Source organism: Paenibacillus nanchangensis (assembly GCF_046543445.1).
Taxonomy (GTDB): Bacteria; Bacillota; Bacilli; order Paenibacillales; family Paenibacillaceae; genus Paenibacillus_AQ; species Paenibacillus_AQ nanchangensis.
Genome location: NZ_JBHOFD010000002.1, coordinates 71,376 through 85,959, shown reverse-complemented (window position 1 = coordinate 85,959; position 14,584 = coordinate 71,376). Strand labels below are relative to the sequence as shown.

10 protein-coding genes are annotated in these 14,584 nt (G+C 57.9%); 2 read left to right on the top strand and 8 right to left on the bottom strand.

What is annotated here, in order from left to right; genetic code table 11:
• Positions 1-85: 85 nt before the first annotated feature.
• Positions 86-1,798: a ribonuclease J gene (locus ACE6ED_RS01855; RefSeq protein ID WP_410825248.1), complete on the top strand. Its 1,713-nt coding sequence runs from the start codon at positions 86-88 to the stop codon at positions 1,796-1,798.
• A gap of 493 nt (positions 1,799-2,291) precedes the next feature.
• Here ACE6ED_RS01855 and ACE6ED_RS01850 read toward each other — a convergent pair whose 3' ends face one another.
• The gene (locus ACE6ED_RS01850) at positions 2,292-2,825 is read right to left on the bottom strand and encodes a chromate transporter (protein WP_410825247.1); all 534 of its coding nucleotides are present in this window, start codon (positions 2,823-2,825) and stop codon (positions 2,292-2,294) included.
• Positions 2,826-2,839: 14 nt separating this feature from the next.
• Entirely contained in the window at positions 2,840-3,475 is a 636-nt protein-coding gene (locus tag ACE6ED_RS01845; RefSeq protein ID WP_410825246.1) for a chromate transporter, read from the bottom strand.
• 283 nt (positions 3,476-3,758) lie between these two features.
• Between ACE6ED_RS01845 and ACE6ED_RS01840 the strand changes: the two genes are divergently transcribed.
• Positions 3,759-4,946 (top strand): ROK family protein, encoded by a 1,188-nt coding sequence (locus ACE6ED_RS01840; protein WP_410825245.1) that lies wholly within the window; start codon positions 3,759-3,761, stop codon positions 4,944-4,946.
• A 265-nt stretch (positions 4,947-5,211) separates the two neighbouring features.
• Here the strand turns inward: ACE6ED_RS01840 and ACE6ED_RS01835 are convergent, their stop codons facing one another.
• From ACE6ED_RS01835 to ACE6ED_RS01810, 6 genes are all read right to left on the bottom strand, one after another.
• Positions 5,212-9,969, bottom strand: coding sequence for a S8 family serine peptidase (locus ACE6ED_RS01835; RefSeq protein WP_410825244.1), 4,758 nt, complete (start codon positions 9,967-9,969; stop codon positions 5,212-5,214).
• A gap of 296 nt (positions 9,970-10,265) precedes the next feature.
• Positions 10,266-10,838 carry a hypothetical protein gene (locus tag ACE6ED_RS01830; RefSeq protein WP_410825243.1) on the bottom strand — a complete coding sequence of 191 codons (573 nt, stop codon included), beginning with the start codon at positions 10,836-10,838 and terminating at the stop codon, positions 10,266-10,268.
• A gap of 31 nt (positions 10,839-10,869) precedes the next feature.
• Positions 10,870-11,433, bottom strand: coding sequence for a DUF2812 domain-containing protein (locus ACE6ED_RS01825; RefSeq protein WP_410825242.1), 564 nt, complete (start codon positions 11,431-11,433; stop codon positions 10,870-10,872).
• Positions 11,426-11,752 (bottom strand): PadR family transcriptional regulator, encoded by a 327-nt coding sequence (locus ACE6ED_RS01820; protein ID WP_410825241.1) that lies wholly within the window; start codon positions 11,750-11,752, stop codon positions 11,426-11,428. The genes ACE6ED_RS01825 and ACE6ED_RS01820 overlap by 8 nt, the downstream gene beginning before the upstream one ends.
• 407 nt (positions 11,753-12,159) lie before the next feature.
• A complete protein-coding gene (locus ACE6ED_RS01815) occupies positions 12,160-13,044 on the bottom strand; it encodes an ROK family protein (RefSeq protein ID WP_410825240.1) in 885 nt (294 codons plus the stop codon).
• Between the two features lie 23 nt (positions 13,045-13,067).
• Positions 13,068-14,555 carry a glycoside hydrolase family 32 protein gene (locus ACE6ED_RS01810; RefSeq protein ID WP_410825239.1) on the bottom strand — a complete coding sequence of 496 codons (1,488 nt, stop codon included), beginning with the start codon at positions 14,553-14,555 and terminating at the stop codon, positions 13,068-13,070.
• Positions 14,556-14,584: the final 29 nt, after the last annotated feature.

The window sequence follows — 14,584 nt, the reverse complement described above, 5'->3', positions numbered from 1 at the left end:
CCGTTCTGTTCTGTCCTCTCGGCTCGCAAATTCATAGATTTAAGTGACGATGATCGACTACATTTTGAGAGAGGACACACTGCATATGAATAAACCTTACCTAAACCATCCGCCTGAAGTCAAAAAGAAACCTTCGCGTCCCCGTCCGCAGCCCGTACGGATTTTCGCTTTGGGCGGTCTGGGCGAAATCGGCAAAAACATGTACGGCATCGAATACCGCAACGAAATCATCCTGATTGACGCGGGGCTCAAGTTCCCGGACGCGGAGATGAGCGGCGTCGATTATATCATACCGGACATCCGCTACCTTCTGCAGCAGCCGGGCAAAGTCAAAGCCCTGATCGTTACGCACGGGCACGAGGATCATATCGGCGCGATTCCCTACCTGCTGAAGCAGATGTCTGTGCCGGTTTACGGCGGTCCGCTTACCATTGGCCTGATCAAGGCCAAGCTGGAGGAGCACCGCCTGCCGCAGACGGCGGAGCTGCACACGATAACAGGCGACGAAACGCTGTCGTTCCTGCGGCTGAAGGTCCGTTTTTTCCGGACGATGCATAGTATTCCTGATGCGTTTGGCGTCATTGTGGACACCCCTTACGGCCCGGTGGTGCATACCGGGGACTTCAAATTCGATTTTACACCGGAAGGCGCGCCGGCGGAGCTGCACAAAATTATGGCGATCGGCAAAGAAGGCGCGCTTGCGCTGCTGTCGGACAGCACAAACAGCGAACGCGAAGGGCAGACGCCGTCGGAACGGACGGTCGGACGGTCGATTCTTGAGACGTTTAAACAGTGCGATGGCCGCATCCTGTTCGCCACCTTCGCTTCGAACGTGCATCGGCTGCAGCAGGTGGTGCAGGCAGCGATCGAAACCAACCGCAAAATCATGGTGGTCGGACGCAGCATGGAGAAGGTATTCACCATCGGCCAGGAGCTCGGCTACATCCGCGTGCCGGACGGGATGCTGATTGATGCCCGGAAGCTGAACACCCTGCCCGCCAACCGGGTGCTGATCGTCTGCACCGGCAGCCAGGGAGAGACCAACGCGGCTTTGACCCGCATCGCTTCGGGTTCGCACCGGACGCTGCAGATTCATCCGGGGGATACGGTTATTTTCTCTTCTTCCCCTATTCCGGGGAATGTGCAGAACGTCAGCCGCAGCATTAATATGCTGATGCGGGCCGGCGCGCATGTCGTGTACGGCACGCTGTTTGACATTCATACCTCCGGCCACGGCTCGCGCGAGGACCTGAAGCTGATGCTTCGCGCCGTCCGGCCGCAATATTTTATTCCGATTCACGGCGAATACCGCATGCTGCTGAATCACAAACGGCTGGCCGAGCAGACCGGCGTTCCGGCCGACCGGATTTATATTATGGATATCGGCGAAACGCTGTCCATCTCCAAACGTTCCGCCCGCAAAGGCGCAAACGTGCCGTCCGGCTCAGTGTTCATCAGCCAGGGCGAAATGCGCCGCAACGAGCTGGATTTGATCAGCGAACGCCACCACCTGTCCCAGGACGGGGTGATCATCGCCGCCCTGACGGTCCGCAAAAAAACGCGGCAGCTGGTGTTCGGGCCCGATATCGTCAGCCGCGGATTTGTTTACATGAAAGACTCCAAACCGCTGATGAAGCAGGCCGAAAAGGCGCTGAAAACCGCGCTGAACGGCAGAGCACGGCAGGCCGCCTACAACCGCGACAAGTGGCATGAGACGACTGTCCAGGTGCTGACGGAGCTGTTCGAGCAGGAGCTTGGCCGGGCGCCGGTCATTTTGCCCGCTATTTTGGAAATTTAGGCGGTTAAGCTTTCAGCTTCCTTGAGATGAAGCTGCTTTGATTAAGACTTCATCGATTGCGCTTCTTTGGTTAGGCTTCTTAGATTAAGACTTCTTAGATTAAGACTTCTTAGATATCGCTGTTTATTGTTCTTCTTTGATTAGGCTGCTGTTACCTGCTTAGATTACGCCTCCAGATTTACGTTGCGCGCCGCGCAGGAAACAAAATGGGCTGTCCTAAGGTCATTGCTGACTTAGGAACAGCCCACTCCGCTTTGAAGCTAAGCCGGTTGCGGTTGGCTATCAACGATATCCATGGTCTGTGGCGGCATTCTCGTTTTGTATGAAAAATCGTACAAAACCACAGCTCCCTGCGTCTATCGGGACAATTTCGTACGATAAACCATACAAAACGAATCATGCAATACAGTGCCGCTAGTCTACACAACAGTCCCGGCCCAATGGGCTGTCTCTGAAGTCATCGCTGACTTAGGGACAGCCCATTTTTATAAGATCAGAACAGCACAATACCGGCCACCGCGGATAAAGCGATGATCGCAAAAGGATGGATTTTATATTTTAACACCCCGACCAGACAGCCGGCGCAGATCAGCAGCGTCCCCGCCGTCGTCCAGTTGAGGCCCGCTTCCGTCCGTCCGCCAAGCCCAAAATGGAGAGCCGCATAAACAATCAGCCCCGTTACAATTGGCCGGAGGCCGTAAAACGAAGTTCGCATCCAGCCGCGGTCCGGCGAACGGAAGAAAAAGGCGGTAATCAGCACCACAACCGACAGCGACGGCAAAATCATGCCCAAAGTCGACACAATCGCGCCCCCGATGCCGGACAGGGAATACCCGATCAGCGTCGCCGTGTTGGTTGCAATGGAACCGGGCGCCATGCCCGCCAGCGCAACGATTTCCTCAAACTGTCCGCCCCCGAGCCAGCCTCTGCCGGCCGTCTCGCGCTGAATGACGGTCATTACCGCATAGCCGCCCCCAAAGGAGAGACAGCCGACTTTTAAAAATACAAGAAACAGCTCCCACAGCATAACCAGAACCCTTTCTAGATGTAATATTCGGGAAACTGCAGCTCTTGTTCTTCCTCTGCCGCGGGCTTCTCCGTCCGTACCTTGATGCCCAGTTTACGCTTCAGCAGCACGATCAGCATACCGGCCGCGGGACCGCCCAAAATCAGATAAACCGGATGAATTTTCGTAAAAAGCAGCAGGCCCACCGCGGCGGCGGCAATCACCAGTGTGGCCGCATCCAGAATGGAGGATTTGGCCATACGCAAGGCGGCTACGATCATCAGTGCGATAACCGAAGCATGGACACCCTTCAGGGCGGCCTCCACCTTCGGGTTTTCTTTGAACAGCACGCTGAAGAAGCTGAGCGCAAACACAATGGCAAACGTCGGCAGCGTAATCGCGGTCACCGCCGTCACGGCACCCAAAATCCCGCCCAGCCTATAGCCGATATAAGCGGCGGAATTGACAGCCACTCCCCCTGGAGCGGAACCGGCGATCGATACCATATCGCTCATTTCCTCTGTGTCCATCCATTTTTTCTTATGCACAATTTCCCGTTCGATCGTGGCGATCATCGCATAACCGCCCCCAAAGGTAGACGGCCCGATTTTAAAAAACACCGCAAACAGCTGCGGCAGCATCCCTAAGCCGCCGTTTGATTGTGGACGCATCTCTTTCGGTCTCCTTAACTATCGCAATAGGCCAATTATAGCAAATAAAGTTCATTTTGAATTAAAGTTTGGCGGATCTTAACAAATTCACTTTAAAAAATCGCATCTCCCCCTATCGGCAGCTCCAGTTTTTTAGATAATATAGCTATATAAAATTCATTTTGAAATTAAGTTTATTAATCCTATGATTTTAAGTGGAAATAAAAACGAGCGGCCGGTATACTTTGAATTAAATTAATTACATTATCCCGACTGTTTAAATAGGAAATGGAGACGGTTTATTGTGCCCCCACGCACCCAGCCTTCAATTAAAAAACAGGTATACGACCGGATTGCCCTTTTGGGCACCGCTTCAAAAGCCGATTTGCTGAAGTTCTTTGATCTCACCGGCAGCAGCATGACACGGCTGCTGGAGGATATGGTCGAACAGGGGATGATCATCGTGTCGGGCCTTGGCAACTCGACCGGCGGGCGTAAACCGCTGCTGTTCCGGACCAATCCGACCTACCGGTACATTTTGGGTCTTGAGATTTCGCGTATGCATTCCACTTTGGGTTTATATGATATGCACCTGACCCCCTTGTCCCAAAGCCATTGGACCATGGACAGCCGGATGACCCCGGACCGTCTGGTCCGCCATGTAGCGGAAGAAAGCGGGAACATGCTTGCCCGCCACGGCCTGCACGCCAGCCAGGTACTGGGCATAGGCATCGGTGCAGTGGGACCGCTGGACCGGAACAACGGCGTGATGCTGCAGCCCGAGTTTTTCCCTTCAGCCGCATGGAAGGATGTGCCTATCCGCAGCATGCTGGAGGAGCGGCTGAAGCTGCCGGCCGCACTGGACAATGGAGCCAATACGGCGCTGCTCGCCGAACATTGGGCGCTGGGCAGCGGGGAAATCGAGCATATGCTGTACGTGCATGCAGGGGTGAATCTCCGCTTCGCCGCCCTTTCCGGCGGCCGGATCATTCGTGGCGCGATCGACACGGAGAACGCCATCGGGCAGATGGTCGTTCAGGCCGGGGGACCCCGGCTCCGGCAGCAGGGCAACTATGGTTCGCTAGAGGCGTACGTTTCCCTGCCCGCGCTGGAAGACCGGGTGCGCGCGCAGCTGTCGCTTGGCCGGCCAAGCGTTCTCGGCCCGCTGGACCCGGAGACCATTTCTTACGGCGATCTGGCGGAGGCGCTGCGGCGGGACGACCCGCTAGTGCGGGAGGTTTTTTCGGAAGCCGCCGCTTATTTGGGGCTGGGTTTGGCCAACCTGATCAACACGCTGTGTCCCCAGTACGTTATCCTCGGGGGCCCGCTGGTGAATATCCACCCGCTGGTATCCGAAACAGCAATTCAAGCCGCCGGTGTAAATACACGGAATTCCTCAGGTTATCAGCCCTGCTACTCGCTGGGAAAACTGAAAGACGACGCGGTGGCAGCGGGCGCGGCGCTGATGCTCCTACAGGAGTGGGAAGGATAGCGGCAGGCTGCGGTTTGTGCGGCTGTCATGGCAAAACGTACGGCAGGCGGCAGCTTGTGCGGCGTTCGGGCAAGGCACACGGCGGACGCCCACCTGTTCACTTCCACTTTATTAACAAAAAAAGAGCTGCCCTTAGGACAGCTCCTGCCAAATACCGGACCGGGACAGGGATCGCTTCCCGCCTGTCCGTTTTTTTGTGTGGTTGATTATTCTCTTGTCTGCTTTTTTGAATTGCGCAAATCGCGTTTAGTTCATTCCCTCAGCGTCACTCCGGGGTACGCAGGTCCTGAAAAATCCGGTTCAGCAGCACCGCCGTCTGCGCCCGGGTCAACGTCCCTTTCGGATTAAAGCCCGCGCCTTCGCCCTTCATATAACCTTTGCCGACCATGTAGGCGACCGCCTCTTTCGCTTCCGGCGAGATGGCCCGGCTGTCGGCAAACGGCAGAGCCCCGCCTGCCTTCACCCCGGGCTCCGCATTCAGCGCGGCTGCCGCAAGCGCCGCCGCTTCCTGGCGGGTGAGCGGACGGCGCGCATTCTGTTCGCGAATCCGCGTCAGCCACGTATCGCCTTTGCCCTGCAGCCGGTCGAGCAGCGTCAGCAGCTCAGCGCGGTTCACCGCGTCGCCAGGGACGAATGCGCCACCGGCTCCTTTTCCGGCTACGATGCCGTGTGCGGCCAGCACCTCCACATCCTCCCGGGCCCAATGGCCGGTTAAATCGCGGAATACGCTTGTTCTCGCCGCGGCGGCATAAACGCCGTCTCCGGTAAGCTCAAATTCCAGTACACCGCCCGACGGCAGGGTTCCGGCCTGCACGTAAGTCCAGACTCCAGCGGAGGTTTCCTTGTACACACCGGTTTTTCGGGCATCGCCTGCGCTCGCATTCAGCTTGAGACGCAGAACTACAGGCTTGCCGGAAGTCCAGCCGTTTTTCACCTTGATGATGGATGAATTCAGAACCGTGTTAGAGACGCCGGTTCCGCCATTCACCTGCAGCGTGCCAGCTCCCGCTTCAAGCGACAGCTCGGCGTTTAGTCCCGCAGCAGTACTCCAATCTGCCAAAGTTCCGGCTGGAATAGTCAAGGAGAACGCCTCGCCCTCCAGGCGCAGTCCGTGCCCGGACTGCTTCAGCTTGTCCGCCTGCGCGGGGCTGAGCGATACGCGAACGGCCGCATACTGGCCGAACGGTACGTCGGCCAGCGGCAGCACCGCATCGCCGGCTGCACCGGCCGCCTGCAGCAGCGCGCTGTTCAGCGCCGCATCCGACACAGCCAGCACGGCGGACGGCAGCTTGGCCGTCCCCGCCTGCGCCGTTGTTGTCAGCGTTCCGGCGCGGTGCGCCCCGGCTGCTCCGGCTGCCGGTGTCCCGGCTGTAGCGGCCGGCGGGTTACCGGGCTGCGCCGGTTGGCCAGGCTGGCCGGGCTGGCCCGGATTACCCGGTTGACCGGGTTGTCCCGGCTCTCCGGGTTGGCCAGGCTCTCCAGGTTGTCCGGGTTGTCCGGGTTGTCCGGGTTGCCCAGGCCCACCCGGCTCTCCAGGTTCACCCGGCTGTCCAGGTTCGCCAGGACCTCCCGGTTCCCCGGGCTCCCCGGGTTCTCCCGGCTGACCGGGTTCCGTTACCGTCAGCCGCGCCCGGACCAGACCGGCCGCAGCGGTAGTGGCCCGGCCCTCATTCCAGATCAAAATATCGCCTAGCTCAAACGTATAGTCTCCCGCTTCCTGAGGCACAAACGTAAAGCGGGCAACCGAACCGGAGCCTGAATACGCCCCATCGGTCAGATGTACGCCATACTGCTGCACATTCCGCCCGTCCTTGAGCCGGAACGTGTTGGAATATTCGGCGAGCGGAACGCCGGGATGGCGGGCCTCCTGATAGGTGGCAAGCTCCACGCTCGGCAAAATGGCCAGCGGCTGAAGTCTGCCGTCATACGCCATGTTCAGCATCACGCCATACACCGACTGCGCCGCGGAAAACCGGACGTCCACGGTCACCGGCTGGCCGGCTTCGACAGTTGAGGCGCTGAGCGACGGCGTGACCGTAACCGCATCGCTGTCCGTGCTGTACCGGAGCAGCTGCGCATAGTCTTCATCCGCCGTTCCATTGCCGGCAATATCGTAAGCATAGATATAAAAATCATTTATGCCTTCCTTAACCGGCACGTTAATCTCAAAATAACCATCCGGAGACAGCACTCCATCCGCCTGACGGACCGAGCCGCCGGTGTCTGTGTACACCGCGGCGATCCCGAACAGATCCTGCACCTTGTAAGCACCGGTTTGGGCAATCAGATCCAGCAGCAAATCATCCACAATATCGCCATAGAGCACCGCCTGTCTGTGCCCGTTTTCAGATTCTACCTCTTCCAGCAGGACGGAGGAAATAACCGGCGCGCTTGTATCGACAGCAAAACTGTACGACCACTGATCCAGACGCTCCGCTCCACCGCCGTACACCGGCGTCACCCGGTAAAAGCCGTCATCCAGCGAAAACAGCTCGCCGCTTTCCCGGTCGTAGATCCGGCCGTCCCATTCCACTTCATACAAGCCTTTATCGAACGCATCGCCGTTCGCGTAGAGGTCACCAACCGCCACTGCGGTTCCACTACCAAAATCCAGACGTTCGACCTCCAGATGCAAGTCCGTCACCCGTTCATTTACGGAGAAATAAAGCCTGCTTGTGTCGTAAACTCCATCCCCGTTCGGCGAAAAAATCTGATCGCCCAGCAGCACATCGCTTACCGCATCCGGCTTCAGGTCTTCGCCCACCACAACGCTGAGCGGAAGGATAATCGTCCGGTCTTCAGGACCTGTCAGTTTGACAGCTCCTTCATACGATCCGTCTCCGGCTGCCTGCGCCACATTCAGTGCGACTTCAAAAGAGGCGCCTCCCGCCGGAACATGCACATCCGCCGATTCTGCGGCAGCTTCAATACCGGCGTGCCGCGTGTACCATTCAATATCGGCCTGATAATCCTGCGGCGCTCCCGACAGGTTGTCGATATAAACGGTTTTGGTTACCGTCGTATTCCGCGGCTGCAGCCCGTACGACAACGAACCCGTAAAATAAGAATCCGGTTCGAGTCCCGGCGTACCGAGGTTCAACCGCTCGAACACCTTGGCCACGGCCGGACTCTGGATCACATGCTCCAGATGAGGCAGCCCGGCTCCCTGCTCAAACCAGCCGTATTCGTAGCCTTCGCGGTCCGTCAGCGGCTCCGCACTGTTCATCAGCAGCGACTTGATCTGCTCCGGCTCCAGCGGAGCGGGCATGTGTTGTTCGCTTGCCTGAAGCAGCAGCGCCGCAGCCCCGGCGATATGCGGAGCGGCCATGCTGGTTCCCTGCTCTTCGGCATAAGCCGTATCGTAGGTTCCGTCCTGACTGGACCAGACCGGCACGGACGACAGAATATCCACACCGGGTGCAATCAAATCCGGTTTGATCGTGTAGTCCGGCATTCCAGGCCCACGGGAGCTGAATTCCGCCAAACGGGCAGGCTCTTCCGTCAACTCATAACTCAGCGTTCCGTTCCCGCGCGTTAACTCCCGTTTGATCGCTTGTCCTTCGTCCCGCGTTATTCCGTAGGTTGGCACGTAATCCCCCGTCCGGCTCAGTGTCGGGCGTATCGGCTCGGCTTCGTTATTGGCAATCAGCAGTGCAGCGGCCCCGGCCGCCTTCGCGTTTGCGGACTTGGCGGCGAACTCCAATTCCCCGCGGTCGACAAGCGCAATCGCGCCTCTGGCCTCCACCTTGGCAAAATCACTGGCTGTTCCCAGTCCCGCATAAACCACCTTCACGCCGGAGGCGTCTTCGGTGAGCTCAGGGGACAGGGAAGCGAGCAGGCCGTACACGGGCGCCGCATCGCCGATCTGGAAGACGGGCGTCACGACCGGCTTCGTTGAAGCGCCAACCGTAATGGCGCGGTGAGCGCCTGCCGGAGTCGTCATCGTAAACGCTCCATCCTCCCCGCTGTTGCCTGCGGCAATCACGACGGTGATCCCGGCTTTAACCGCATTATCCGCCGCGATAGCATCGGGTGCATAAGCCTGATTGAAGCCGGAACCAAGCGACATGTTGATTACATCCGCTCCGTCCGCCACAGCCCGTTCAATTCCCGCAAGGGTCTGTTCGGTTGTTCCGGAACCATAAGGTCCCAGCACCCGGTAGACATACAGCTCCGCACCTGGTGCTACCCCCGCGATAATCCCCGAGACATGCGTGCCGTGGGACGTCTCATAGGGAGAGCCGTCTTTATCCGGAGGACGGTTGTCCAGATTTTCCGTCTCGTAAGGATCGTCGTCGTTATCTACTAGATCGTAGCCGCCCGCATATCGGTCTTTAAGCAAAGGGTGTTCGTAATCAATCCCGCTGTCCAGCACAGCGACCTTCACCCCTTCGCCGGTAATGCCCTGCCCGGTGAGCGCGCCGGCGCCGATCAAATCGCCGTCCGCAATGGCAGGGAGCTGCCCAGCCTGTGCTTCTTCCGCCGTAATTGGCGCGGCATGGATCGTATGGTCCGGATAAACCGCTTTGACGCCGGGAAGCTTCAGCAGCTGATCCACTTTATTTCCCGGAAGCGTTACGGCATAACCGTTGAACACCTCCATAAATTCGCTGCCGGTTGCCGCTCCCAAGCGGGCAGCCGCCTGTTTGAAGGCAGCATGCTCCGACCGGAGCACATTGCGCTGCAAGGACGGCGAAAAAGCTGCTGTTCCTCCCTGCGCCGCCACTTTTGCCGGCTCACTCCGAAGCTCCACAATCACCTTGATCCTGGAGGACGAATCGGTTTGAGGCACAAAGTTTTTAGGAGCAGCCATAGCGCCAAACCTGGCGCTAAAGGCTTCAGCAATCCGGCTGCTATCCGTTTCCAGCTTGGGCGTTACGCCCGGAGCCTCCAGGAAATCCGCCGGTACCGGGGGCAGAAAAGGCGCGGAAGCGCCAAAAGCCGGCCCCGGAAACAACAGGGCGGCGGCCAGACTCAGGCTTGCTGCGCCTGCGCCCAGCTTGCGTAAATAATGTTTTGACATACGGACCCCCTAGTAGATAAATATGACCGGTGCATGCCCTGCGATCCGGTTCATGGACCAAACCTATCAAAATAGGAAAAACGCCTGATAATCACATCAATTTTACAGTTATTCAGGCATTCCTAATATGATTCTAAAGAACTATAATTTCATTGATAGAATGAAAATTCAGAGCACAAAAAAAACCGAAAACACGGACAGCTCTGCCGGCTTGAATTGCCGCTTTTGGCTCACTGTCCCTATCTTCGGATGTTGTCCCGCTTTTTTTAATAGTTTTTGCAGTTGTAAACTTGGCATTACGCCCGGGAATATCCAACCGCCCCGCCCGGGCCCAGGATAACAAAATGTCTGCCCGATGGCGAAAAACCGCACCGGATCTCTCCATCCAAACGGCCCGGATCGATCATCGCCGCTTGCTCCAGATACCGGTAGCCCGGCTGAAATACCTGCTCCAGAATAACAGAGGCCCTCGGCCACCAAGGATAAATCGTCTCCAGACGCCAGCCGTCTTCTGTCAAATGAATCCCGTCCCCCGCCTCGAATCCGAATATATCGATCGTCTGGCCGTGGTACGGGACGGTAAACCGGAGCATTGACTTGGCCAGACCGTCATACACCGTATCCGCATTCCTGTCCCGGTGCAGCCGCCCGCCTGTCCGCACATCCGTGATGCTGTAGCCCGATCCGCTCAGGAGCACAAGATGCTCCTCGGCATCCCAGCCGCAGGCCAGCACGCCGGAGGCGGGAACCGCCCACTCCCGCTCCCAGGGCCGGGGCGGCCTGGACGGCGACAGGGAGCGCGCACGGCTCAGCAGAAGCCGTTCATATTCGGCAAGCCGCTCGCCGCCGCCTCCGTTTCCGTTTTCCATTTTGCCCGCCTCCTTAATTGTTCCCCTTGTGTTAACTCATATAGGTAGCTTTGTAAGCTTTCCGCTGCTTCCAATAGTCGCCCGCAAACTTCAGGCTTGAGATCAATGTCAAAATCCCCGCGCCCAGAATCGACGTCCGTTCAAATACCAGATACAGCCCCACGGACAGGGCAAACAGCACGGCGGAAACCCCCAGATTCACCAGGTAAGATTTCAGCTTGCGTTTATCTCTTGCCTTTAGCGACTCCGTATCGGAAAAGATGGACGTTCCGGCTTCCGGATCAGTTGTGTAAAAAATATGTTTGGCGTATCTTTTGTTTGAGGACAGCAGCGTCCAGCCAGCCTCAGCGAACAACTCCCGGTACTCTTCGTAATCGGCTTTCCGCTCGAAAGTACGATAATCGATCCGGTAGACGAGACCGCTCCGGTCCGCTTCCGCAGCCGGTTCAAAACGGTATTGGCAGGTGTCCATGTCCTCCGAGTCATAGCTTTGGAGCCGCCAGCCCTCGTCCAGCATGGCGTGAAGCCAACGTTCTTCTTCCGCCAGGCTGATAAATTTCCGGCTCACTTTCTTGATGCCGCTATCTTTATTCATGTTCATCCTCCTCATTCCCCAATACCTGCTGCGTAAACCGCATCATCCGCCGCAGCCGGCTGCGTTCCTCGCGCAGCACTTCAAGCCCTTTGGGAGTGATCGTGTAGGTTCGCTTCTTCCTGCTGTCCTGCTCCTGTTTCAGCGTCTCGATCAGCTTCTGGGCCTGCAGGTTGTTCAATACCCCATACAGTGTCCCGGGCGCAATGATGAACTGGCCGCCGCTGACCTGCTCAATTCGTTTAATAATGCCGTATCCGTGCAAAGGCTCGTCATGCAGCGCCAGCAGCACAAGATAGGTTGACTCGGATAAAGGAGTCATAGCTGTCCCCCTATATATTGACCCTCGATATATTGTTACTCAAAATATAAGTGATAATATATCGGGTGTCAATATATTGTGAGACATGAAAAAGCCCCCGCAGTGAGTTGGAATTCCATCCTTCACTTTGAGGGCTTGTATGTTTTAAACCGGATTATGCTGCCAAGCAACATGCGGCTGGCGTGATTTTAATTGGAGCATTAGCCGCAGTACCCGAGGTCGCCGTTATCTTGACGGAGCATCGACGCGGCACGCACAGCTGCCATCACTTTGATGGTGTATTACCCTCAGCACGTGCAGCCGCCGTTATCTTGACAGCGCATCAGCCGCAATACTAGTACAGCCGCACTCTATCTTGACAGTGCATCAGCCCCAGCACCCTCGCCCGCCGTTACCAAGCCCAAAAATCAAGCGCCGGCATCTTCAAGCGCGGCCAATCCCAGCGCAACCGCCCCGCACAGCCCGGCCTGCTGGCCGAGTCCCGGCGGCACGATGTAGCCTTCGATGCCATCGGTAAGGGCGGCGGCGCTCACATAGCCGTTCAAATAGCGCTTTACCTCATCCCGGATCAGCGGGAACAACTGCGGCTGCTGCATGACGCCGCCGCCGAGGATGACCTTCTCCGGCGAATTCAGCAGGACCGCCCCGGCAATGGACTGCGCGATGTAATACGCCTCCAGCTCCCAAGCCGGGTGTCCGTGCGGAAGCTCCTGCCCTTTGAGCTGCCAGCGCGCTTCGATGGCCGGTCCCGACGCCATGCCTTCCAGGCAGTCGCCGTGGTAAGGGCAATTGCCGGCGAAGTTGTCGTCCGGATGCCGGCGGACCGGTACATGGCCGCCCTCCGGGTGAACAAGCCCGTGCACCGCCCGTCCTTCCAGGTACACTCCGATGCCCACGCCTGTACCAATCGTGTAGTACAGACAGCTGCGCAGACCCCTGGCCGCGCCCCATGCCGCTTCGCCGATCGCCGCCGCATTCACGTCGGTGTCCCAGCCCATGGGAACCGGGAATTCGCGCCGCAGCGCGCCCAGCAAATCGAAGCCGCTCCAGCCGGGTTTCGGCGTTGTCGTAATCGATCCGTAGGTTGGGCTATCAGGACGAAGGTCAAGCGGTCCGAAGGAGCCGACGCCAATCGCCTCCAGTTTATGGCCCGCAAAATAAGCCAACACATTTTTTATCGTCCGCTCCGGCGTCTCCGTCGGGAAACTGACCCGGTCCAAAATGTCCCCTGCTTCATTCCCGATTCCGCAGACGAATTTGGTTCCGCCCGCTTCAATAGCGCCTATCCGCATTGTTTCGTTCCCCCTCCCTCTCCTTACCGTGCTTGTTCCTGCGGAGAACCGGCCGGCTGAAGGCTGTAAACCGCAAGCGACGCCAGTTCAAGCCGCGGATCGGAAGCTGCGAAAGAGAGTCCTTTGGAATCCGGGTGCGGGAAAATCAAATCGGTAATCACGGCCCGTCCGCCGTCCGCAAACACTTCGACAGAGGAACGGTCCACAAAAATCCGCAGCTCCACCGGGCTACCGCTGCCAAGCGCGGCGCGGTGAACGCCCGCGAACTGCTCATGGAACTCAAATCGTCCTGAAGCGGTACGGTCCACATACACTTCATTGGCATCAGCATCCACACCGACCCGCGTCACGCATCCGTCCTGGCCTTTTCTCAAATCAAACGAACACGAAGCGCCGGCAGGGAGCGTTACATTCAGTTCATAACTGTCCAGCTGCAGCCCGCCAAGAGCCTCTGCCGCTTCCGCCGCTGTTACGTCCGTTAGCGACAGCACCGGAACACGAATCCGCTCCAGCTCCCGCACAGGCTCCTGGATCAGGACAAGCCCGTCCTCCCGCGTTTCCAGCCGCAGTTCTCTAGGCAGCGTCATCGCACCGCGGAAGCCCTCCGTCGGGGTCAGGTTGGCATACTTCCAGTTGCTCATCCAGCCGACATACAGTCTTCTTCCGTCCTCCGCCGGCACATCGGACCAGCTGACGCCCGCATAGTTGTCCCTGCCGCCGTCCAGCCAGCGTACCTGATGCGAATCCTCGTCCGGTGTAAAGGCCAGCCCGTCGAAATCCCCGGTAAAATACTGCGTCCGTGAGCCTTCCGGGTATTCGGGACTGTCGCCGATACTGACCAGCATCACCCATTTCGTTACTCCGCTTTCCCCTCCGGCCGTGAGCGGGAACAAATCCGGGCATTCCCAGACGCCGTCATGGAAGCCGATGCCCTCGCCAAATTCACTCGCAAAGGTCCACGCCTTCAGGTCGGGCGAATGGTACAGCCGCACCGTCTGCCCGCACGCCAAAATCATTACCCACCGGCCTGTTTCCTCATGCCAAAACACCTTCGGATCGCGGAAATCGGGCAGCGACGCTTCGCTCAGCACGGGGTTGCCTTCATATTTGATCCAGGTTCTGCCTTTGTCCTTGCTGTACGCCAGACTTTGCGTCTGCACCTGCGGACGGCCGTTTTCAGCTTCGATATGATGCGTAAAAATGGCGACCAGTCCCGGCTCCCCATAGAAAAACCCGGTTGTATTCTTCCAGTCCACCACGGCGCTGCCCGAAAAAATCGCCCCATGTTCATCCGGCGCCAGCGCAATCTCCAGCTCTTCCCAGGTTACCAGGTCTCTGCTGACCGCATGCCCCCAGTGCATAGGCCCCCAGGTCATGCCATGCGGATGATGCTGGAAAAAGAGATGATATTCCCCCTCAAAAAACACCATTCCGTTTGGATCGTTCATCCACTTCGCCGCCGGAGAAAAATGATACCTGCCCCGGTCTTCGTGTTTCGTTATTGTCGACATATGCTGCCATTCTCCTTTGTAAAAGCACC

Coding starts and splice junctions, on each gene's coding strand:
- ACE6ED_RS01855 (WP_410825248.1), top strand. CDS start 86: ATGAATAAACCTTACCTAAACCATCCGCCTGAAGTCAAAAAGAAACCT.
- ACE6ED_RS01850 (WP_410825247.1), bottom strand. CDS start 2,825: ATGCTGTGGGAGCTGTTTCTTGTATTTTTAAAAGTCGGCTGTCTCTCC.
- ACE6ED_RS01845 (WP_410825246.1), bottom strand. CDS start 3,475: ATGCGTCCACAATCAAACGGCGGCTTAGGGATGCTGCCGCAGCTGTTT.
- ACE6ED_RS01835 (WP_410825244.1), bottom strand. CDS start 9,969: ATGTCAAAACATTATTTACGCAAGCTGGGCGCAGGCGCAGCAAGCCTG.
- ACE6ED_RS01830 (WP_410825243.1), bottom strand. CDS start 10,838: ATGGAAAACGGAAACGGAGGCGGCGGCGAGCGGCTTGCCGAATATGAA.
- ACE6ED_RS01825 (WP_410825242.1), bottom strand. CDS start 11,433: ATGAATAAAGATAGCGGCATCAAGAAAGTGAGCCGGAAATTTATCAGC.
- ACE6ED_RS01820 (WP_410825241.1), bottom strand. CDS start 11,752: ATGACTCCTTTATCCGAGTCAACCTATCTTGTGCTGCTGGCGCTGCAT.
- ACE6ED_RS01815 (WP_410825240.1), bottom strand. CDS start 13,044: ATGCGGATAGGCGCTATTGAAGCGGGCGGAACCAAATTCGTCTGCGGA.
- ACE6ED_RS01810 (WP_410825239.1), bottom strand. CDS start 14,555: ATGTCGACAATAACGAAACACGAAGACCGGGGCAGGTATCATTTTTCT.